The sequence below is a fragment of the Rosenbergiella nectarea genome (genome assembly GCF_900111105.1).
GTDB classification, from domain to species: domain Bacteria; phylum Pseudomonadota; class Gammaproteobacteria; order Enterobacterales; family Enterobacteriaceae; genus Rosenbergiella; species Rosenbergiella nectarea.
Window position 1 is genome coordinate 22,149 of record NZ_FOGC01000015.1, and the last position, 21,458, is coordinate 43,606.

The following is a 21,458-nucleotide window of genomic DNA, read 5'->3' on the forward strand; positions in this document are numbered from 1 at the left end:
CAATGAAATTATCTGCAGAATCACCCCTTAACGTACCGGGGATCCGCCCGGTTTTACTGGCGCAATTTTTCTCCGCCTTCGCGGATAATGCGCTGCTCTTTGCCACCTTAGCCATGCTAAAAAATGCCGCGTATCCTGATTGGAGTCAGCCGATCCTGCAAATGGTGTTTGTTATCGCTTATATCCTGTTGGCACCCTTTGTCGGCCATTTTGCGGATCGCTTTTCAAAAGGTCGGGTGATGATGGTGGCCAACAGTATTAAGCTAATCGGCGTCATTGCTATTGGGGTAAACATCAGTCCCTTTCTTGGCTATAGCTTGGTCGGTATTGGGGCTGCGGCCTATTCCCCGGCCAAATATGGCATATTGGGCGAGCTGCTGCCGACAAAACAACTAGTGAAAGGGAATGGTCTCATGGAAAGCTCGACCATTGCCGCCATACTGTTCGGATCGGTCAGCGGAGGAATTCTGGCGGATTGGCATGTTTCTACCGCACTTTTGGTCTGTGCCATAATCTACGCATTAGCGGTGATGGCGAATGTGATGATCCCCAAGTTGGATGCGGCTCGGCCCCACGGCAATTACCACCCGAAACGCTTGGTAGATCAGTTTTTTCAGGCGTGTCAGACCTTGTGGCAAGATAAAATTTGTCGTTTTTCGTTGATTGGGACCAGTATGTTTTGGGGCGCAGGCGTCACCTTGCGTTTCCTATTGGTGATCTGGGTACCGGTAGCCTTAGGTATTCAAGATAACACCACGCCGACAACATTGAATGCGATGGTCGCCATAGGAATTGTGGTTGGCGCATTTGTGGCGGCGAAATGGGTCTCCTTGCAGCATGCAGGTAAAGCGTTACCGGCGGGGATTGCGGTAGGGCTATTAGTGGTGGTATTTGCACTTGAAACTCATCTGTTGCCCGCCTACGGTTTATTAGTATTGGTCGGCATCTTTGGTGGCTTTTTCGTTGTTCCCCTCAATGCACTCCTTCAAGAGCGTGGGCAGCAAACGGTGGGTACCGGAAGTGCCATCGCCGTGCAAAACTTAGGAGAAAACAGCGTCATGCTGGCGATGCTGGTACTGTATAGCGTGGCGATCTGGCTGGGGGCGACGGCAGTCGTGACAGGTGTCGCTTTCGGCATTTTATTTGCGTTAGCGATCACCTGTTTATGGTTGTGGCAGTTAAAACGAAAAGCTTAACCTTGCCTATCAGGGAGCAGGATTAGGAAAACGGCGATGGATCGCCTCAATACCCGCCAACACCTCTTCACTTAACGTCACCTCAAAACTATCAATATTTTGCTGAAGCTGCGCTAAGGTCGTCGCCCCTAAAAGTGTGCTGGCAACGAAAGGCTGTTGGCGAACATAGGCTAATGCCATCTGTGAGGGGGCTAGCTGATGCGCCTGAGCTAACGCAACATACTGCGCGATGGCTTGTTCAGTATATTCACCGTTATAACGCGTAAAGCGACTAAACAGCGTGTTACGGGCCTTTTCTGGACGCTTCCCCGCCAAGTACTTACCACTCAATGTACCAAATGCTAGGGAAGAGTAAGCCAGTAACTCAATCCCTTCGAATTGACTGATTTCTGATAAGCCAATCTCGAAACTGCGATTAACCAGACTGTACGGATTTTGAATCGATACGATCCGTGGCAGGTCATGTTTTTCTGCGAGGTGAAGATAACGCATCACTCCCCAAGGTGTCTCGTTCGATACGCCGATATAACGGATCTTACCTGCACGAACATGCTCAGAGAGGGCTTCCAACGTATCCAACAGAGTCACGGGGACATTTTCTTCGCTGTACTGATACCCTAACTTACCGAAACAGTTGGTTGGACGCTGAGGCCAATGCAACTGGTAAAGATCAAGATAGTCAGTATTCAGACGGTTAAGGCTGGCTTCCAACGCCTGACGGATATTTTTCCGGTCTAATGCCTGTTGCGGACGAATCGAGGCATCATTTCCGCGAACCGGGCCTGCCACTTTACTGGCGAGCACAATCTTGTCCCGTTGGCCACTTTTCTTTAACCAGCTACCGATATAGCTTTCTGTTAGCCCTTGTGTCTCTGGGCGGGGGGGCACAGGATACATTTCGGCCGTATCAATCAGATTGATGCCACGCTCACGCGCATAATCGAGCTGTTGATGAGCGTCCGCTTCGCTGTTTTGTTCACCGAAGGTCATGGTACCCAAGCCTAATTGACTGATCTCAAGACTACTATGGGGGATACGGTGATAATGCATGCTGAAATCCTTATTATTTTTTAATAATACTGGAAATATCGTCGCTATTTATTTGGGTAGTATGGCCCTGCTGATCAGTATATTCGACTAGCCCAGTCTCTTTATCGATGATGGGTTTTCCTTCGGTCAGCAGCATTTTTCCATCTTTGGTTGCCATCACGTAATCGCTCGAACACCCACTGAGTAATAGGCTGCCGATTACGCCGACTAATAGTAAAACAACTTTAATCATCTCTTTTCGTCCTCTTTTCGTTAGCGCAACAGTTAAGCGATGATAACGGTTAGCATAAACCAGAATTGTCTGTATTCCTCTGAGCAAGAGGAGCGGGGCCTCGATAACCGACATGGCGGGTCAATATTTTGTCGAGTATAACAACTTAATAAGTTGAAATTTAAATAAAAAAATATTGGGTGCCGAGAGAAAACGCTCGAGATAAAAACGTAAAGAGATATGTCTTACTGGATCGCAATAATGCGATCACAAAGGGAATTATTACGCTTACACTTCAATAAGCTAAAGCCAAATGTCCTATTTGGCAAGCCTGGTGAAACGGGAACTTACCCAAAATGTTGAGCGAGTAAGGGGGCCGTGAAACGTTTCTTTAAATAGAAGCCCCGTGGAAGCGTAAGAATTCTCTCGCCCGATGGTCCAATTGCTTCGGTCAGGGCACGATTGTTAGCCGCTTTGGGACGAATTTGCAGATATTCACCTTGGCGGGCGGTAATCGCCTCAACACGCCCTAGCGCAATCATCTCCATTAACTCTTCCCAATCCGCTTGCAATTGCTGATCTTCTTCTTCAGAAGGTTGCCACAGCAGCGGTGCGCCAATTCGCCGCTCGGCAAGGGGGATATGCCGCTCACCTTCTACCGGGATCCACAATACTTTGGCCAGTTTTTGACGAACGTGGCTGTACTGCCACGTCACCCCAATGTTGCCGGTTAGGGGGGCAACACAGACAAAAGTGGTTTCCAAGGGCTGGCCCTGAGCGTTAATCGGAATAGTTTTTAACTCAATACCGAGAGGGGCAAAATCTTGCTCCGCTTTGCTGCCTGCTTGTGCCCCTAAGGCCAACTCAATCAAATTTCCTACCCACCCTTTGTTACGTTGCAGGTTTGCTGGCGCCTTTATTTGCCGTTCACTCGCAACCTCCGCAAAGGTTTTTCCAGCGATCTGTTGTGCACGGCGCATCAGTTCGGCTTCGGATTCGGGTGGCGCAAGGTAAGCAATAGACATCGTTCACTCTTTGTATAAAAAATAACCAGTATCAAGTAGGGGGTGTTAGGACGAACCTTCTAATCAGGCAGATTGCGAATAATAGCATGAAAAACCATGGTTTTTTAAGTCAATCCTGCAGAGAGTTTGCGGACCTCTACTGGGTTATCCCAGTTTTAAGGGATTCATAAACAGGTTTGTCACCCTACTTATCCACAGAAAAACTGGATAACTCCTTAATTTAAAGAGTACTGTTTCTATTTACAGCCTTGACAGCGGGTTCTGTTCAGTTTTTTCTCGACTTATGCGTAACAATCAGGCATGTTCTGTGGATAATTTATAAAATGACTAAATTTTAACCGATGCGTTAAGTGTTTAGGCGTGAACGCGAGAAAAACCTGATAAAATGTTGTTTATAAACCTGATAACTTCATGTAATTTAAGGTCTTTATAAAATTAATTTAGAGAGCTAAAAGTGGGGTTTGAAAATGATTATTCAACTGAATCCCATCTTTTTCACAAAGCTATCCACAGAAAAGGTGAATAAATTAGGCTAACTTCGTGGTAATTTGTTTATAACTTTACTTTTACCCCTAAGTTATCCCACTAACGTCGACAATTATTGGCGTAAGGCAATGGTTTACCGCCCGAGTGGAGTGTGAAACAATCAGGTTATCTAAAAAGAATATCGAGGTAGTCCAGTGATCGATGATGATGGCTACCGCCCTAACGTGGGTATCGTGATTTGTAATCGTCAAGGACAGGTGCTTTGGGCACGACGATTTGGTCAGCACTCTTGGCAATTTCCGCAAGGCGGAATTAATCCAGGAGAAACGGCAGAGCAGGCGATGTACCGTGAATTATTTGAAGAAGTGGGGTTGCATCGTAAAGATGTGCGTATCCTGGCTTCGACGCGTAATTGGTTGCGCTACAAATTACCCAAACGTTTAGTGCGATGGGATACAAGGCCAGTGTGTATTGGCCAAAAGCAGAAATGGTTTCTGTTGCAACTCCAATGTCAAGATGCTGCCGTCAATGTCCAGCGGAGCAGTACCCCGGAATTCGATGGTTGGCGTTGGGTGAGTTTTTGGTATCCGGTCCGTCAAGTGGTCTCTTTTAAACGGGATGTCTATCGACGGGTAATGAAAGAATTTGCAACATCGTTAATGGCCCAACCGGAAGGGGGAGGGCAGCGTTCGAATTTCTCAGGGCGGCGTAAAAGGGGATGATCGATGGCACTGAAGCTCACACAGTTACGAGATATTGTTGAAAAAGTCGCGAGTGCGCCGCGACTCAATGATGCACTTGAAATTCTCGTGAATGAGATTTGTCATACGATGGAAACAGAAGTCTGTTCGATCTATTTGGCTGATCATGAGCGCGGTTGCTATTACTTGATGGCAACGCGGGGCTTAAAAAAGCCTCGTGGCAAAAATATTACCCTCGCCCTCGATGAAGGGATCGTCGGTTTGGTGGGGCGTCTCGCAGAGCCGATTAACTTAGCCGATGCCCCTTCACACCCGAGTTTCAAATATATTCCCTCCGTCAATGAGGAGCACTACCGTGCTTTTCTCGGCGCGCCCATTGTCTCTCGGCGAACCGTATTAGGTGTACTGGTCGTTCAACAGCGTGAACCACGCCAGTATGACGAGAGCGAAGAGTCTTTCTTGGTGACGCTGGCTACGCAGGTCGCTACACTCCTTTCGCCGTCACAACTTCGCCAGCTATTCGGTCTGTACCGCCAAAGCCGCCTGCAGGGGATTGCGGCTTCCCCTGGGGTAGCTATTGCCCCGGGCTGGGTCGATCAAGTACAACCCTTGTTGGAACAGGTGACGCGCGCTTCAGCGCTCGATATTGAGCAAGAGCAAGAGCGCTTACTACAGGCGATGTCCGAAGCGGGTGAAGAATTTCGGCGTTACAGTAAACGCTTTTCAGGCAGTGCGCAGAAAGAGAGCGCAGAAATTTTTAACCTCTACTCGCATCTACTGAGCGAACCAAGGTTGAAAAAAAGCCTGCTGGCCGAGATTGAGCAAGGCATTGTGGCCGAGTGGGCGGTCAAAGTCGTTATCGAAAAATTTGCTGCACAGTTTTTGGAGCTAAAAGATAACTATTTACGTGACCGAGCCAACGACTTACGCGAGTTAGGCCAGCGCTTACTCTTTCATCTCGACGACTCCTTACAGGGTAGCAATAGCTGGCCCGAACGTTTTGTCCTCGTCGCGGATGAATTAACCGCCACCTCCCTCGCGGAGATCCCGCAGGACCGTCTGGCAGGGATTGTCGTGCGAGATGGTGCGGCGAACTCGCATGCGGCGATCTTAACCCGTGCTATGGGTATTCCGACTGTAATGGGCGTAGATATCCGACCTGAACAACTCGATAAGCATCAGCTGATTGTGGACGGTTATCGCGGGGAAGTCCTGATCGAGCCTGAGCCGATCCTGATTAAGGAATATCAACGGCTGCTCAAGGAGGAGAATGCGCTCAGTAAGACCGCAGAAACGGCGGCTGAGTTGCCTGGCGAACTCAAGAGCGGCGAGCATATTGCTATTATGCTTAACGCCGGGTTAAGCGCAGAGCTGGAGCTCGATCAAGACAAGTGGGTCGAGGGGATCGGCCTTTATCGCACCGAAGTCCCCTTTATGCTGCAAAGTGGCTTCCCTTCGGAAGAGGAACAAGTGGCGCAGTATCAGGGAATGTTACAGTTATTCCATCAAAAACCGGTCACCTTAAGAACCCTCGACATCGGTGCGGATAAGCAGCTGCCGTATATGCCCATCAGTGAAGAAAATCCGGCCTTAGGCTGGCGGGGGATTCGCTTAACCTTAGATCAACCAGAAATCTTTCTCGTCCAGATCCGCGCGATGTTACGGGCGAACGCGGCATCGGGTAATTTGCGGATCCTGCTGCCGATGATCACCAGTATCGAAGAGATCGACGATGCGCGCCACCTGATTGACCGCGCGATTTATGAGGTCGAGGAACTACTGGGGTATGAAATCCCCTCGCCGGAAGTCGGGATAATGCTGGAAGTGCCGTCGATGATCTTTTTGATCCCGCAATTGGCACGAAAGGTCGACTTTATTTCGGTGGGCACTAACGATTTGACGCAGTACCTGTTAGCGGTGGATCGCAATAATACCCGGGTGGCGAATTTATACAGCGCCCTACATCCAGCGGTTTTACAGGCACTCTACCGCATCATGACCTTGGCCACTCGCGTCAATCTCCCGGTCAGTTTATGTGGGGAAATGGCGGGTGATCCGACCTGTGTTCCACTATTGGTGGGGATGGGCTACCGCCACCTCAGTATGAATGGAAAAAACATTCCTCGGGTCAAATACCTGTTGCGACACTTGGAATGTAACGAAACCGAACAACTCGCGGCACACGTTTTACAGTCCAGCACCACCAGTGAGGTCCGCTACCAAATCTCGGTCTTTATGGAACGTCGTGGACTGGGCGGATTGATCCGCGGCGGTCGTTAATACTCGGCTACATTTACTGGCCCGCAATCTCGCGGGCTTATGCTATGATTTCGCCCAACCTATTTGTTCACCCCCTCAATAATGAGGCGCGAGTGATTGATTTAACAACCAATGGTGCAAGATGACTGCGAGCTATCTTAAGTTTCCACAATTTGACCCGGTAATTTTTTCTATCGGTCCAATCTCCCTTCACTGGTATGGCTTGATGTATTTAGTCGGCTTTATTTTTGCCATGTGGTTGGCCACTCGTCGTGCCAATAAGCCCGGCAGTGGTTGGACAAAAAACGAAGTTGAAAATCTACTTTATGCCGGTTTCTTAGGGGTGTTTTTAGGTGGCCGCATCGGATATGTGTTATTTTACAACTTACCGCTTTTCTTAGAAAATCCGCTCTACCTGTTTAAGGTTTGGGACGGTGGTATGTCGTTCCACGGTGGGTTGATTGGCGTCATTGTGGTGATGTTAATTTTTGCCCGCAGAACTAAACGGACTTTCTTCCAAGTTTCTGATTTTATTGCTCCGTTAATTCCTTTTGGCTTAGGCGCCGGCCGCTTAGGTAACTTTATTAATGGCGAGTTATGGGGACGCGTTGACCCAAGCTCCTCTTGGGCCATGCTCTTTCCCAGCTCGCGCGATGAAGATTTAGCCTTAATCCCGAGCCATCCGCAGTGGCAATCTCTGTTAGACACCTATGGGGTGCTACCTCGTCACCCTTCGCAGCTCTATGAGTTAGCGTTAGAAGGCGTGGTATTATTTATTATTCTGAATCTGTTTATTCGCAAACCGCGTCCAATGGGCAGTGTTTCCGGCCTATTTCTGATAGGCTATGGCGCTTTCCGTATTATCGTCGAGTTTTTCCGCCAGCCTGACGCACAGCTCGGGTTATTTGGTGGAGTGATTAGCATGGGGCAAATTTTATCTATCCCAATGATTGTCGCTGGAATGATAATGATGATTTGGGCGTATCAACGCCAGTCAAAGACTGTAACGAGTGAAGTAAAATGAATCAATATTTACAACTGATGCAGAAAGTCCATTCTGAAGGCGCGGTAAAAGACGACCGTACCGGTACTGGAACCTTATCCATTTTCGGTCACCAAATGCGCTTCGATCTGCAACAGGGCTTTCCCTTAGTCACCACGAAAAAATGCCATCTACGTTCGATTATTCACGAACTACTGTGGTTTTTAAAAGGGGACACTAACATTGCTTACCTGAAAGAAAATAAGGTAACAATTTGGGATGAATGGGCGGATGAACAGGGAAATCTAGGTCCTGTTTATGGTCAACAATGGCGTAGCTGGCCTGCTGCCGATGGACGCCATATCGACCAAATTAGCGAAGTGATCCGTCAGATTAAACAGGACCCTGACTCGCGCCGTATCATAGTGTCTGCGTGGAATGTCGGGGAGTTGGATAAAATGGCCTTGGCACCTTGCCATGCTTTTTTCCAATTCTATGTGGTGAATGGCAAATTAAGCTGCCAGCTCTACCAGCGCTCCTGTGATGTCTTCTTAGGATTGCCCTTCAATATTGCCAGTTATGCTTTACTGGTCCATATGATTGCTCAGCAGTGTGACCTAGAAGTCGGGGATTTTGTCTGGACGGGCGGCGATACTCATCTCTATTCCAATCACTTAGAACAAGCACAGTTACAGTTAACCCGTGAGCCACGTGCGCTGCCTAAGCTGATTATTAAACGCAAGCCTGAGACCATTTTCGATTACTGTTTCGAAGATTTCGAGATTGAAGGCTACGATCCGCATCCTGCGATCAAAGCCCCTGTCGCGATTTAAGTCGTGCTTAGTCCAAGTTAACGGTTAGAGAGCGATAAGCGCTAAAGCCCGTAACCTCCTTAAGGTTTCGGGCTTTTTTTACTGTTCCTCGACTCTACCCGTCTCTTTTAATAGCCAATTCTTAATCCACAATCTTCATTAAATCAAGTTATAGAAAGAGTATTTATTTTTTAGTAAATCACTGTGTAAATTTGCAGAAAACAGATCCCCTCATATACTTAGCATCAAGTAATAATCAGGCTTATTATTTATAATTTAAATATTTATTATTATAAATCTGTTTGGAGAAACTTTAATGGAGCACGTCCCACTTATTACCGGTTTTACGATAATGTCATTGTCGACATTGTTAATTTACCTTTCTGGAAGAAAGAAGGCCGCAATTAAAAATCACGTTATGATGCATGCTCTGGTCACCTTTATTGCCGCAACCGCTTATTTAGCGATGGCATTAGGTGTCGGCAATTATCTCTCTGATAATGGAACCACTATTTATTTCGCAAGATATATTGATTGGACTGTCACTACGCCTATTTTATTGGCAGGATTAGTGATGATTGCCTTCCATGAGTATGGTCCCTCGAGCCAAATGAATGGATATTTAACGGCGATTATTGGATTAGATATTATTATGGTTGTCACAGGCTTATTATCCTCACTTGCCGATACCTTTATGGTTAAAGCAATCTGGTATCTATGGTCCTGTATGGCCTTTCTCGGGGTGCTATTCTTATTGTGGAGACCCTTACGTAAAATTGCCATTACCCGCGCGCTGACCACTGCAGGCGGATATTATAAAAATATTACCTTGTTGACCCTGGTGTGGCTGCTTTATCCGGTTGTCTTCCTTGTTGGACCTGAAGGCTTACATCTTGTTAGCGACGCCGCGTCGGTATGGAGTTTCCTCGTTTTAGATGTCATAGCGAAAGTCTTCTACGCTTTTTATGCGGCAAGAGTCTTAGCGAAGTCCTTCCAAACGACGACGATTGATAGCACTACGGTATGATCGAAAACCTAGGGCCAAAAAGTGGTTGGGCACTACTGTATGGGGCAGCGCTTGCTGCCTCTTTTTGTCCGATGCTTTTTCAACTCTTATTTGCCACAGTGGTGATTGGTATACTAGGTATGGCACATGGTGCTAGCGACTTAGCCGTGGTTCGCCGTGGAAAAAGAGTGCTATTCCTCAGTGGGTATTTAACCCTAATGGTGCTCTGTCTGCTAGTCTGGCAAATCTATCCAGCCGGCGCATTACCGGTTTTTCTACTCGCTTCAGCGGTACACTTTACGGTTGAAGAACCGTCGCAGAGCGGTTGGCTTAGGCGTTTTGCTTTAGGATTAGGGTTGGTGACTATTCCAGCGGTCTTCTACCGCACCGATACGGCACTCCTACTCAGCTATACAGGATCCTCACCTCATTCTCTTGCATCGGCCATAAGTGTTATGCATGGCATAGGTATACTTTGCGCCGTGTTAATATTTATTCCTGCGTTAGTAAGAAAAGATTATCGAACCCTTACGGGGGTTATGTCACTGCTATTTGTTCCGCCGTTGATAGGTTTTTCAGTGGGTTTTTTAATCCTCCATGCTCTCCCGAAAACTCACGACCGTCGCCGTGCTTTGGGCTGTGAAAATTATTATGATTATCTACGATTAACTTGGCCTATATTATGTGGCGCATTAGTTTTCTCGTTGCTGGCGATTATATTCGTCTTTCCTGAGGCACAAAAACCCGTACGAACACTCTTTACGTTACTCACGGCTTTAGCGTTGCCGCATTTATTAATTACCCCTCTTTTTGAATCGAATGAAAATAATTGATTTCCTTATTTCTGGCTTCGTGAATGACTACCATTATTTTTAATAATGAACTGAAATATTTTTTTCATTAAATTTTTATTTCCCACCAGCTCTATCTCCCCCCTATTCAAGGCTAATGAGTGAGCGGCTATACCGACGTGATCCCTTTTTTCCAATCTACCCCTCATAAAAAGTGAAAATATTTGATGAGAGGAGTAAATGTTCTAATCCTCCTCGCAGAACGATAAGGAGAGGCCTGCTTGATTGACGTAACCGTCGTAAGCTTTATCCATGCGATTATCTTCTTACTCTTCACACGCAGGGTTCTCTTTATTAGAAGTACTGATTGTCCTAGTGATCACCGCGATATTGACGGGCTTAGGCAGCCAGTCGCTTACGCGGTGGCAGCACCGTCAACAGGCTAAGGCCACTGCGAGTGATTTAACGCACTTTTTGAATCGGCTACGTCAGCAGGCAAATGGCTATCACTTAACGATTTCGTTCGCGCGGTCGTTAAACAACGGCGAATCAGTCGTGAGGGCGACCAGCGAGTCTCGGGCGGGGAAGACAGAGCGATGGACGTGGAAACCGTGCGCTTCCCAAGTCAAGCTGTTGGCAATGGTCGGTGAGCCGCGTTTTTTTGGGAAGCATGGCACTGCATGGCCGGGGAGCTTCGAGGTGGGGAACCAGGTTACACGCTGGCGAATCATTATTTCTACTCATGGCAGAGTCCGCTACTGCGAGAGTCATGAAAAGGGGTGTCAATGAAGCCGATAACCCATCCTCAAGCGGGCTTTAGCCTGATTGAGGTACTTATAGCGCTCACGCTCGGGGCAATAATTTTACTCAGCGCAGAACGTGTGTTACCACTTTTATGGCAACAAACGACTGCCATGGAGCATCGACAATGGGTCCGAACTGAGATGCAGCGCTTGCTGTTGTTAATCGAAAAAGCCATTCGTCGTGCAGGTTTTTGTCATGGTGAGAGTTGTAGAGGGATCAGTATGGAGATCATGGAGGGAGGTAAGTGTTTACTTTTACGCTGGGACGATAATGCTAACGGTCAATGGGAAGGGCCAAGCCATCAGCACAGCGATTATTTTGGTTATCGACATCGGGGGCTAGCGATAGAAAGCGCGAGGGGGGTCACTGATTGCTCCTCAGGCCAATGGTCGCGATTAAATCAGCCCGCACAGGTGCAAGTGCTCGATTTTCAGGTCAAGGCGGTTGCTCGGCAGGTAGATGTACAACTGACTCTTAAAGCAGGTAAGTACACACTTAACCGGCAACACAGGGTTAATCGAGAGAATGACTAGATGAACAGTCTATCTTTTTCTTCATCACAGCAAGGGAATACCACCTTGTTAATGGTTTTAGTCACCATGGCGTTAGCCAGTGGCATTTTGCGTTTAACCAGTGATTCACTTCGTTATGGGGCGCAGCAGGTTAATGATGAAAAAAATTATCTTCGCGCGTTTTACCAAGCACAGTCTGCTCTGGCTTGGGGGCGAACGCATTCGTGGTCGACGACACAAGGGTGGCAATGCCCTTCATCGCCCTCAACCTCCTTTACTGTCTGTTTTTGGCGTGCTTCGCAAACGGATGGCTGGTTACGAGGTGCTTCCGAAAAAAGTGAGTGGTTACTATGGCAGAGAGTTATTTTCAGTGACGTATCGCCCTTACGGCTACAGCGACACCCTCGCGGCTGGATCGATGACTGCCCACTGTCAGCCGACCAGTGTGGCGGAAAATTGCCAGGGGATAAGCTTGGTTGAGGTGTTGATTGCCTTAACACTATTGTCGATCAGTAGCTTACTGATGTTGCACTCTATCGGCAGTTTGCAACTCAGTGAACAGACTCAGTGGCAACGCCGCGAAGTATGGCAGCAATTAGCGCAAAGGCTTGAGGGGAGTGAGCCGCCTGTCAGTACACTGGAAGAACAACAGATTACGGCAACGAATGGCTGTTATTGGCAACGAGTCACTTGGCAAGTAGCGAATAGTTCGCCACAGTATTTGCAGCGTTTACGTTGCCCGTAGAAATGTATCAGTAGGTCGTGATTAGGGACGAGGCAAGGTATACTGCTGGGATAGGTTGTAGGAGAAGAGGTCACTATGTTTCGTGTTTGGCATTCAAATCGTCTTGATTTATTGAAAGATCTGGTCACCTCGATAATGGAGAATGATCCACTGCCTGATCCCCTTGAACAGGAAGTGGTTTTGGTACAAAGCCCCGGCATGGCGCAATGGCTACAAATGGAATTAGCCTTAGGCTTCCATTCGCGTATTGCTGCGAATATCCATTTTCCGCTGCCTGCAACCTTTATCTGGCAGATGTTCGTTGCCGTGTTACCCAATATTCCCGCTGAAAGTGCCTTCACCAAAAGTGCCATGAGCTGGAAACTGATGCATCTTCTGCCTTCCTTACGTGAGGAGCCAGCCTTTCAGGTTCTTAGTGATTATCTTGCCGAAGACGCTGATCCGCGCAAGCTGTATCAACTCTGTGCCCAAGTCGCTGACCTCTTTGACCACTACCTCGTCTATCGCCCCGACTGGTTAGCATTATGGCAGCAAGGGGATCGTGTTGCGGAATTAGGCAGCGCCCAAGAATGGCAAGCGCCACTTTGGCAAGCCTTGGTCGATTATACGGCGAAGATTGGTCAGCCTGAATGGCATCGTGCCAATCTGTATCAACGTTTTATACAACGTCTTGCCGACGATAAACTTGATGCGGTCTTACCTAAACGCGTGTTTATCTGCGGCATCTCCTCCTTACCGCCCATCTACCTGCAGGCGCTTGAAGGCTTGGGCCGACACAGTGAAATCCATCTGCTCTTTACTAATCCCTGCCAACACTATTGGGGGGATATTCAAGACCGAGCTTTCCTCGCTCGGTTACTGACTCGGCGGCGTAAGGTTTATGCACTAAAGCAACAACAGTGGCAGGAAACAGGAGAGCAGCGTGCTTTATTTAAAGCGCCAGAAATTGCCTCACAGCTCTTTAGTGAAGAGGGCGAACAAGCGCTCCCCAATCCTTTGCTCGCCTCGTGGGGGCGGCAGGGACGCGATAATCTCTATCTGCTTGCACAGATGGAAAGTGTCAATGATGAGATCCATGCTTTTGTGGAAAATGAACCTACCCATCTGCTTTCGCAGCTTCAGCAGGATATTTTACTGCTGGAAGATCACTCCGTTGTCGGGCTGAATGCTGAGCAGTTTATGACCAGTACGACTAAGCGACCGTTAGCGCGCGATGATCGATCAATAACGATAAGCAGTTGTCATAATGCGCAGCGTGAAGTCGAGGTTCTTCGAGACTATCTCCTTACGCTGCTCGATCAGGACCCTGATCTTAGCCCACGAGATATCATTGTGATGGTTGCCGACATTGATATTTACACTCCCTATATTCAAGCGGCTTTCTCTAGAGCGAATAACGACGCTTATTTACCTTTTTCTATCTCGGATCGCAGTGCCAGCTATGCACACCCGGTGATTCAAGCATTTATTCAGTTACTGATGTTACCGGATAGTCGCTTTACATCAGAACAGGTCTTGGCCCTTCTTGAAGTACCTGCGTTAGCTGAACGCTTTGCGATTACGGAAGAGCAGTTGCAGCGCTTACGCCATTGGGTCGAAGAATCGGGTATTCGTTGGGGCTTAGATGATGAAAGCGTTGCAGATCTCGCCCTGCCCGTTACCGGTCAACACACGTGGCAGTTCGGCATCCAACGTATGTTGCTCGGGGTCGCCATGGATAGCACGCTGGGCGATTGGCAGGGCATACTGCCGTTCGATGAAAGTGCTGGGTTAATGGGGGAGTTAGCCGGTCAATTAGCCGAGTTTCTTGCGGCACTCAGCGAGTGGCGTGAACGACTTACGCAGTCTTATACGCTTGCGGAGTGGTTACCCTATTGTCGTCAATTAACCGAACGCTTTTTCATTGGCGATGCTGAGAGCCAAGCGGCTTTGGAAGTGATCCACGAACAGTGGCGTAAAGTGATCCAAGAAGGGATCACGGCTCAGTACACGCAACATATCCCGATGACGCTATTACGTGATGAACTACGTGGTAGGCTTGAACAGCAGCGTATTAGCCAACGATTCTTAGCGGGTCAGGTTAACTTTTGTACGTTAATGCCAATGCGTTCGATTCCCTTTAAGGTCGTCTGTCTGTTGGGGATGAATGATGGGGTCTATCCACGAACCATACTCCCTTCGGGTTTTGATCTCATGCCTAAACAACCCCGAAAAGGTGACAGAAATCGTCGGGACGATGACCGCTACCTGTTCCTAGAAGCTTTAACCTCGGCGCAGCACTATTTTTATGTCAGTTATGTCGGGCGGTCGATACAAGATAATCAGCCTCGCTTAGCATCCGTATTGGTAACGGAGTTGCTCGACTATATCGGACAAAGTTTTTACCTCGAAGGGGATGCGCAGTGTGATGTCGACGAGAGCGCGCGGCGCGTGCAGCAACATCTCGTCTTGGCCCAAGCTCGTACCCCGTTCTCGATTGAAAACTTCAGTGAACAGAATCCTTGGCACTCCTTTGCCCAACAATGGACAGCCGCGGCCAATCGTGAAGGCACGCCTCAGCCACTCTTTTCCCAGCCCCTTGCGCCTTCCATACCTGAAGAGCTTTCCATTAACGCCTTCTCCAGTTTCTGGCGACATCCGATTCGCGCATGGTTCACTCGTCGCTTAGGCGTTTATTTCCAACGTGAAGAGGTGGGGCTTCCAGAGAGTGAACCTTTTATCCACGATAATCTGACCCGTTATCAACTCAATCAGCGTCTATTAAATACGTTGATCGACCAACAGCCAGCCGAGCAGCTCTATCGCCATTATCGTCTATCAGGACAATTACCTTATGGTGCTTACGGTCGACTCCTTTGGCAGCGTCAATGCGCGGAGATGGAGAAGATTGCCCATACGGTAGTGGCCCAACGTCATGCAACGCATAGCCTAGAAGTGGATCTGATGTTACTGGATACCCGAGTCATCGGGTGGTTACCGCAGGTCCAGGCAGACGGTCTTCTGCGTTGGCGTCCCGGTAAGCTCAATCTGACAGATGGGTTGTTACTATGGATTGAGCATCTGCTCTATTGTGCGATGGGGGGGCAAGGTATCAGCCGATTATATGGGCGGGATGAGACCTGCTGGCGTTTTTTACCCTTATCTGTCGACCAAGCAATGGCACAACTGGAAAGAATGATGCAAGGCTATTACCAGGGCATGGTCGAACCGCTCTGGTTATTGAAAGAGAGTGGGGGCGGTTGGTTACAGGCTGCATTGCTTAAAAATAGCCAGCCTCCGGTGATTGATTGGCAGGAAAGCACGCAAAACCGGGCCTTACAACGGCTGCACAGTGCATGGCATGAAGGATATTTGATGGACGGAGAGGGGAGCGATCCTTATCTACAACGTTTAGCACCCCAATTAACCGCAGAACAGGTGACAACTATCTGTCAGCAAGCAGAGTTGTGGTATTTACCGGTTTTACAGGCGCACAGCCCTGAGACTTCGGAGACAGCAGCATGAGTCACTCCTCGTCGTCAATGATCCTCGACCCTTTTACGCTCCCTCTACAAGGACAGCGATTGATTGAAGCCTCCGCCGGAACAGGTAAAACCTTTACCCTGGCCATTCTTTATTTACGATTACTTTTGGGATTGGGTAAAGAAAATGCCTGGTCACGGTTATTATCGGTGGAAGAAATCTTAGTCGTGACCTTTACCGAGGCGGCTACTGAAGAACTTCGGGGACGTATTCGTGACAATATTCATCAGTTACGTATAGCTTGTATTCGTGGTCATTCCGACCATCCGGTGATGGGCCAATTATTGGCGGAAATTCAGGACAAAACGCAAGCCGCGATGATCTTGTTGCTGGCTGAAAGGCAGATGGATGAATCAGCCATCTACACGATCCATGGTTTTTGTCAGCGAATGCTAAATCTTAATGCCTTTGAATCGGGGATGTTGTTTCAACAACAGCTCTTAGAAGATGAACAACAGCTGTTACGGCAAGCGACCGAGGATTTTTGGCGGCGCTATTGCTACCCTTTGGAAGAGGCGATTGCGCAAGAGGTTATGGCACTGTTCAGCGGCCCTGAGCATCTTCTACACTCTGTTAAAGGATGGTTGCAGGGCGATGCCCCTCAACTGAAACGTCCGCTTCCTACGCAAGATTTAACCGCATGTCACCATGAGAATAGCCGTCGGATCTTCGCGATGAAACAGCAATGGCGCGAGGTTTCTGCTGATGTCTATCAGTGGGTGATGGACTCTGATGTCGATAAACGTAGTTATTCTACGTTACATGTTCCCAACTGGATCAACGCGATAACGCTCTGGGCAGAAAGTGACGATACCGGTTATCAGCTTCCGCAGAAGGAGCTGGAAAAATTTGGTCAAGCGCAGCTACTCGCCAAAACCAAAAAGGGGCAAGCACCCCAACAGCCGATTTTCGAGGCGATAGATCACTTTCTTGCTACGCCAATCTCGTTGTATGAACCGCTGGTGACCTTAGCGCTACAAGATATCCGCGCAAACCTACGTCAAGAGAAAGAACGCTATGCGTTGCTGAGTTTCGATGATCTGTTAACAAAGCTTGATCGGGGCCTGCAAACTCCCCAAGGTGAAGCACTCGCTGAAGCGATCCGTCAACGTTATCCGGTGGCTATGGTCGATGAATTCCAAGATACCGATCCGACCCAATACCGGATTTTCAGCCGTATTTATGCGCAACCCTCCGACACCGCTCTGCTGCTTATTGGCGATCCTAAACAGGCGATCTACGCATTTCGTGGCGCAGATATTTTCACCTATATCAAAGCCCGTGATGAGGTGACGGACCACTATTCACTGCATACTAACTGGCGATCCTCACCTGGAATGGTCGAGACCGTTAACCGACTCTTTCAACAAGTCGATCGTCCCTTCCTATTTGCCGATATTCCCTTTTTACCGGTCGCCTCGGCCCCAAACAATCAGTCTCTTAGTGTGTGGCGAGAGGGTAAACAGCAACCGGCGATGCGCTGGTGGTTAAAAGAGGGGGAAGGGTGCAGTGTATCGGACTACCACCAGACGATGGCGCAGTATTGCGCCAATGATATTGCACAATGGCTGACGGCTGGACAACAGGGGCAGGCATGGTTGGTTAAAGGAGAAATACGCCGTAGCGTCAGTGCCGCGGATATTACCGTACTGGTGCGGAGTCGTCTTGAAGCGAGTCTGATCCGCGATGCGCTACAACAACTTGGGATTGCTTCGGTCTATCTGTCGAGTCGCGATAGCGTCTATCAAACAGTCGAAGCACAAGAGTTGCTCTGGGTATTAGAGGCTATTTTACATCCTCAGCAAGAGTCACTATTACGGACCGCGTTAGCGACTCAGCTACTCGGTTATTCAGCGGCTCAAATCGAAGCGCTTAACCACGATAGCGGGCAATGGGATGCGTTGACTGATCAGTTTACTGAATGGCAGCAGCAATGGCGTAAATTTGGTTTCTTACCGATGTTTCGTCAACTATTGCACGACTATGCTTTAGCCGAGAATGTCTTATCAAGTTCGCGCGGGGAGCGGCGGCTGACCGATTTAATGCACGTGAGTGAGCTGTTACAAACGGCCTCATCGGAACATGATACACCCCATGCCTTGTTACGTTTTTTTGCTCAGCAAGTGGATCAACCTGATGATAACGCCCGTAATCAGCAATTACGTTTAGAGAGCGATCGCGACCTAGTCCAAATCGTTACGATCCATAAATCTAAGGGCTTAGAGTATCCGCTCGTCTGGTTACCTTTTATTGCTAGCTATCGCGAAACGAAACAGCCGCTTTACCATGACCGGCAGCATTTCTCGGCGATTCTTGATTTGCAGGGTGATGAAGAGAGCTTAACGTTAGCGGAAGAAGAACGACTTGCAGAGGATTTACGTTTACTCTATGTGGCCTTAACGCGTGCGATTTGGCACTGCAGCATCGGTATTGCGCCGCTATTTTATCGTAAACGTAAATACCAAGGACCTACTGAGTTGGAGCACAGTGCAGTGGGATATTTGGTGCAACAAGGTGTACCGGCTACCGCAGAACAGTTGGCGGAAGCGTTGGCAAAAATGGCGGATAGTGAGTGTGAGGTAGTGCTTGCAAGCGAGCCGCCTGCTACGCACTATCAAACCGAACTCACGGCATCGACAGAGGTTATGGCGAAAGTTTTACAACGGTCACTACAAGATAATTGGCGTGTCACCAGTTACTCTGCTCTCACGTATCATGCCAGCAGCCGTCAACTGTATGTACCAGGATTTGACACCGAAGTTATTGCAGAGCGTACTGATGAGCTTTCGTCGCTATCGACAGTGCATCAATTCCCAAAAGGCGCCGCGCCAGGAACTTTTTTACATCACCTTTTCGAACATCTGGATTTTACCGCGACCCCAGAGGCAAAGTGGGTGACAGAGCAGTTATTGGCTTGGGGCTATGAAGAGGCGTGGACGCCAGTGGTACTGGATTGGATCGATCGCGTCTTATCTCAACAACTCCCCGGATCAGAAACATCGCTCTCTGCGATTCGCAATAGCGATCGCTTGATCGAAATGGAGTTCTGGATCCCGATCGAGCAACCCCTTAATGCCAGTCGTCTTGACCAGTGCATTAAGCGCTATGATCCTTTATCGGCGCAAGCGGCGAACTTAGTCTTCTCTGAGGTACAGGGAATGTTAAAGGGCTTTATCGATCTTGTTTTTCGTTGGCAGGGTAAATATTACATTGCCGATTATAAGTCGAATTGGCTAGGCGCAGAGAGTCAGGCCTATACTCAGGCCGCTATGGCAGAGGCGATGGTCGAGCATCGTTATGATTTCCAATATCAATTATATACCCTAGCGTTACACCGCTATTTACGCCACCGCCTCCCTCATTACGATTATGAACAGCATTTTGGGGGCGTCTATTACCTCTTTTTACGGGGAATGGCTGATGCTCTTCCTGGAAATGGTGTCTATTACACGCGACCGCCTGCTGCCTTGATTGAACAGCTGGACCGTTTCTTCAGCCAAGAGGAAGAAATCAATGAATCTTATTGAACAGGCGATGACCTACGCTCATTCCACACAGCTGTTTCGATCAGTGGATCTGCAATTTGCTCGGTTGGTGTGTGAAGGCGATCGGGCGGACTATTTTCTTGCGGCAGCCTGCGTCAGCGCCAGCGCCGGTGAGGGGCATGTGTGCCTTGCCTTATCAGCATTGACGCCTGAAGCCTTGTGGACGGGCGCGCAGCGGATCGCCGCTCAGCAACTTTGGCAATTATGTCAAGCGCCCGAGGACGCGCAGGCGTGGCAAAGTCGGCTAGCCACGTGGTCGGCGCTCTCCTCGGCGACGCAGATTGGTCCATTATGTTTGGTCGATCAGCAGCTTTATCTGCAGCGTGCGTGGCACCAAGAGCAACAGGTCGCGTCCTTCTTTAACGCATTCCCTGAACAACGGTTGAAGGATGAACGTCAAGCGCGCCAAATCCTCGATCAATTATTCGGATCGTCGGAACATAACGATCAGAAAGTGGCTGCCGCGGTGGCATTGACGGCGCGTCATGCAATCATTTCAGGTGGACCGGGAACAGGGAAAACGACAACAGTAGCCAAACTGCTGGCGGCGATGATCCAGCTTAGCCCGACGAGGCTGCGGATCCAAATGGCGGCACCGACCGGTAAAGCGGCGGCGCGTTTAACCGAATCACTGGGAAAAGCCTTGCTTGCCTTGCAGGTTGATGAGACGGTTCGCCAACGTTTTCCACGGGAAGCGACCACCCTTCACCGTTTATTGGGGGCGCAAGCCACCACCCGCCAACTACGTTATCATGCGCATAACCCTCTGCATCTGGATATTTTAATCGTTGATGAGGCCTCGATGGTTGACCTGACCATGATGGCCAATGTAATTGCCGCACTACCTGAACAGGCACGGGTGATTTTCTTGGGTGACCGTGACCAACTTGCTTCTGTTGAGGCGGGGGCGGTATTGGGCGATATCTGCCGCAGTGCGGAATATGGTTTCAGTGTGGCGCGTGCCGCGCAGTTATCACGTCTTACCGGTTGCCTTGTGGAGGGCGGTGAGTCGCCGCAGGCACCTCAATTACGAGATAATATCTGCCTACTGAAACATAGCTATCGGTTCGATGCGAAATCCGGAATTGGTCAGCTTGCTAGGGCAGTGAATCAAGGCGATACCTCGCAGGCGCAAGCGCTATTTACCGCGGAACTTCCAGACATTCATTGGCGTGGATTAGCCGACGAGGCCGACTGGCGAACATTACTGCACGAAGTGTGTGAGGGGTACCAGCCGTTTTTAGCCTCGATAGCGCGAGGTGATACGCCTCGGCAAGTTGTTGCACACTTTTCTCATTACCAGCTACTGTGTGCGCTCCGCGAAGGGGCCTTCGGTGTAAAGGGGCTAAATCAGAGTATCGAGACCGCCTTACGTCAACGGGGGTTGCTCTCTGCCACTACGCAGCAAGATTATGTCGGGCGACCAATAATGATCACCCGCAACGACAGTGGGTTAGGGCTGTTTAATGGTGATGTGGGTATTACCTTATTAGACAGCGAACAGCAGCTAAAAGTGTACTTTCAACTGCCGGACGGTGAACTCCGGGCGGTGCAGCCTTCACGATTGCCCGCACACGAAACGGCTTGGGTAATGACCGTGCATAAATCACAAGGCTCTGAATTCACCCATACTGCACTGGTGCTGCCGCGGCAGTTTAGTCCTGTGCTTTCTCGTGAACTGATTTATACCGCCATCACTCGAGCGAAATCGCAGTTAACGCTGTATGGTGAGGCGGCTATCCTTAACCGCGCGATAATGAATCAAACCTCGCGCCGCAGTGGACTCACCGCCGCCTTACGCTAAAGCAGTC

At 49.0% G+C, this 21,458-nt stretch carries 17 protein-coding genes; 14 read left to right on the forward strand and 3 right to left on the reverse strand.

Annotated features, from left to right (window positions below):
• The first annotated feature begins 2 nt into the window (after positions 1 to 2).
• Positions 3 to 1,196: a lysophospholipid transporter LplT gene (gene lplT / locus BMX14_RS14940; protein ID WP_092678139.1), complete on the forward strand. Its 1,194-nt coding sequence runs from the start codon at positions 3 to 5 to the stop codon at positions 1,194 to 1,196.
• A 9-nt stretch (positions 1,197 to 1,205) separates the two neighbouring features.
• Here lplT and BMX14_RS14945 read toward each other — a convergent pair whose 3' ends face one another.
• The 3 genes from BMX14_RS14945 to mutH form a co-directional block, all read right to left on the reverse strand.
• Complete coding sequence (locus BMX14_RS14945) at positions 1,206 to 2,246, reverse strand: NADP(H)-dependent aldo-keto reductase (RefSeq protein ID WP_092678141.1); 1,041 nt, start codon at positions 2,244 to 2,246, stop codon at positions 1,206 to 1,208.
• Positions 2,247 to 2,259: 13 nt separating this feature from the next.
• On the reverse strand, positions 2,260 to 2,478 hold the full coding sequence (locus tag BMX14_RS14950; RefSeq protein ID WP_092678179.1) for a YgdI/YgdR family lipoprotein: 219 nt from the start codon (positions 2,476 to 2,478) through the stop codon (positions 2,260 to 2,262).
• A 326-nt stretch (positions 2,479 to 2,804) separates the two neighbouring features.
• Positions 2,805 to 3,482 (reverse strand): DNA mismatch repair endonuclease MutH, encoded by a 678-nt coding sequence (gene mutH / locus BMX14_RS14955; RefSeq protein ID WP_092678143.1) that lies wholly within the window; start codon positions 3,480 to 3,482, stop codon positions 2,805 to 2,807.
• A gap of 680 nt (positions 3,483 to 4,162) precedes the next feature.
• Between mutH and rppH the strand changes: the two genes are divergently transcribed.
• The 13 genes from rppH to recD all read left to right on the forward strand — a co-directional run bounded on the left by rppH (position 4,163) and on the right by recD (position 21,451).
• Positions 4,163 to 4,690: an RNA pyrophosphohydrolase gene (rppH, locus tag BMX14_RS14960; protein WP_092678145.1), complete on the forward strand. Its 528-nt coding sequence runs from the start codon at positions 4,163 to 4,165 to the stop codon at positions 4,688 to 4,690.
• Between the two features lie 3 nt (positions 4,691 to 4,693).
• Positions 4,694 to 6,949: a phosphoenolpyruvate--protein phosphotransferase gene (gene ptsP, locus BMX14_RS14965; protein ID WP_092678147.1), complete on the forward strand. Its 2,256-nt coding sequence runs from the start codon at positions 4,694 to 4,696 to the stop codon at positions 6,947 to 6,949.
• 121 nt (positions 6,950 to 7,070) lie between these two features.
• Positions 7,071 to 7,952 (forward strand): prolipoprotein diacylglyceryl transferase, encoded by an 882-nt coding sequence (gene lgt, locus BMX14_RS14970; protein ID WP_092678149.1) that lies wholly within the window; start codon positions 7,071 to 7,073, stop codon positions 7,950 to 7,952.
• Positions 7,949 to 8,743, forward strand: coding sequence for a thymidylate synthase (gene thyA / locus BMX14_RS14975; RefSeq protein ID WP_092678151.1), 795 nt, complete (start codon positions 7,949 to 7,951; stop codon positions 8,741 to 8,743). Before lgt ends, thyA begins: the two co-directional genes overlap by 4 nt.
• A 295-nt stretch (positions 8,744 to 9,038) precedes the next feature.
• Positions 9,039 to 9,749: a bacteriorhodopsin gene (locus BMX14_RS14980; protein ID WP_092678153.1), complete on the forward strand. Its 711-nt coding sequence runs from the start codon at positions 9,039 to 9,041 to the stop codon at positions 9,747 to 9,749.
• Positions 9,746 to 10,561 (forward strand): Brp/Blh family beta-carotene 15,15'-dioxygenase, encoded by an 816-nt coding sequence (locus BMX14_RS14985; protein WP_092678155.1) that lies wholly within the window; start codon positions 9,746 to 9,748, stop codon positions 10,559 to 10,561. The genes BMX14_RS14980 and BMX14_RS14985 overlap by 4 nt, the downstream gene beginning before the upstream one ends.
• A 270-nt stretch (positions 10,562 to 10,831) precedes the next feature.
• Entirely contained in the window at positions 10,832 to 11,308 is a 477-nt protein-coding gene (locus tag BMX14_RS14990; RefSeq protein WP_092678157.1) for a prepilin-type N-terminal cleavage/methylation domain-containing protein, read from the forward strand.
• Complete coding sequence (locus BMX14_RS14995) at positions 11,305 to 11,856, forward strand: prepilin peptidase-dependent protein (protein WP_092678159.1); 552 nt, start codon at positions 11,305 to 11,307, stop codon at positions 11,854 to 11,856. The genes BMX14_RS14990 and BMX14_RS14995 overlap by 4 nt, the downstream gene beginning before the upstream one ends.
• Positions 11,857 to 12,315 carry a DUF2509 family protein gene (locus tag BMX14_RS15000; protein ID WP_092678160.1) on the forward strand — a complete coding sequence of 153 codons (459 nt, stop codon included), beginning with the start codon at positions 11,857 to 11,859 and terminating at the stop codon, positions 12,313 to 12,315. It begins immediately after the preceding gene.
• Position 12,316: 1 nt separating this feature from the next.
• Positions 12,317 to 12,580, forward strand: a complete 264-nt coding sequence (locus BMX14_RS15005) for a hypothetical protein (RefSeq protein WP_230527527.1) — start codon at positions 12,317 to 12,319, stop codon at positions 12,578 to 12,580.
• Positions 12,581 to 12,655: 75 nt separating this feature from the next.
• Positions 12,656 to 16,084 (forward strand): exodeoxyribonuclease V subunit gamma, encoded by a 3,429-nt coding sequence (gene recC, locus BMX14_RS15010; protein ID WP_092678164.1) that lies wholly within the window; start codon positions 12,656 to 12,658, stop codon positions 16,082 to 16,084.
• Complete coding sequence (gene recB / locus BMX14_RS15015; protein WP_230527526.1) at positions 16,081 to 19,629, forward strand: exodeoxyribonuclease V subunit beta; 3,549 nt, start codon at positions 16,081 to 16,083, stop codon at positions 19,627 to 19,629. Before recC ends, recB begins: the two co-directional genes overlap by 4 nt.
• On the forward strand, positions 19,616 to 21,451 hold the full coding sequence (gene recD, locus BMX14_RS15020; protein ID WP_092678166.1) for an exodeoxyribonuclease V subunit alpha: 1,836 nt from the start codon (positions 19,616 to 19,618) through the stop codon (positions 21,449 to 21,451). Before recB ends, recD begins: the two co-directional genes overlap by 14 nt.
• Positions 21,452 to 21,458 lie beyond the last annotated feature (7 nt).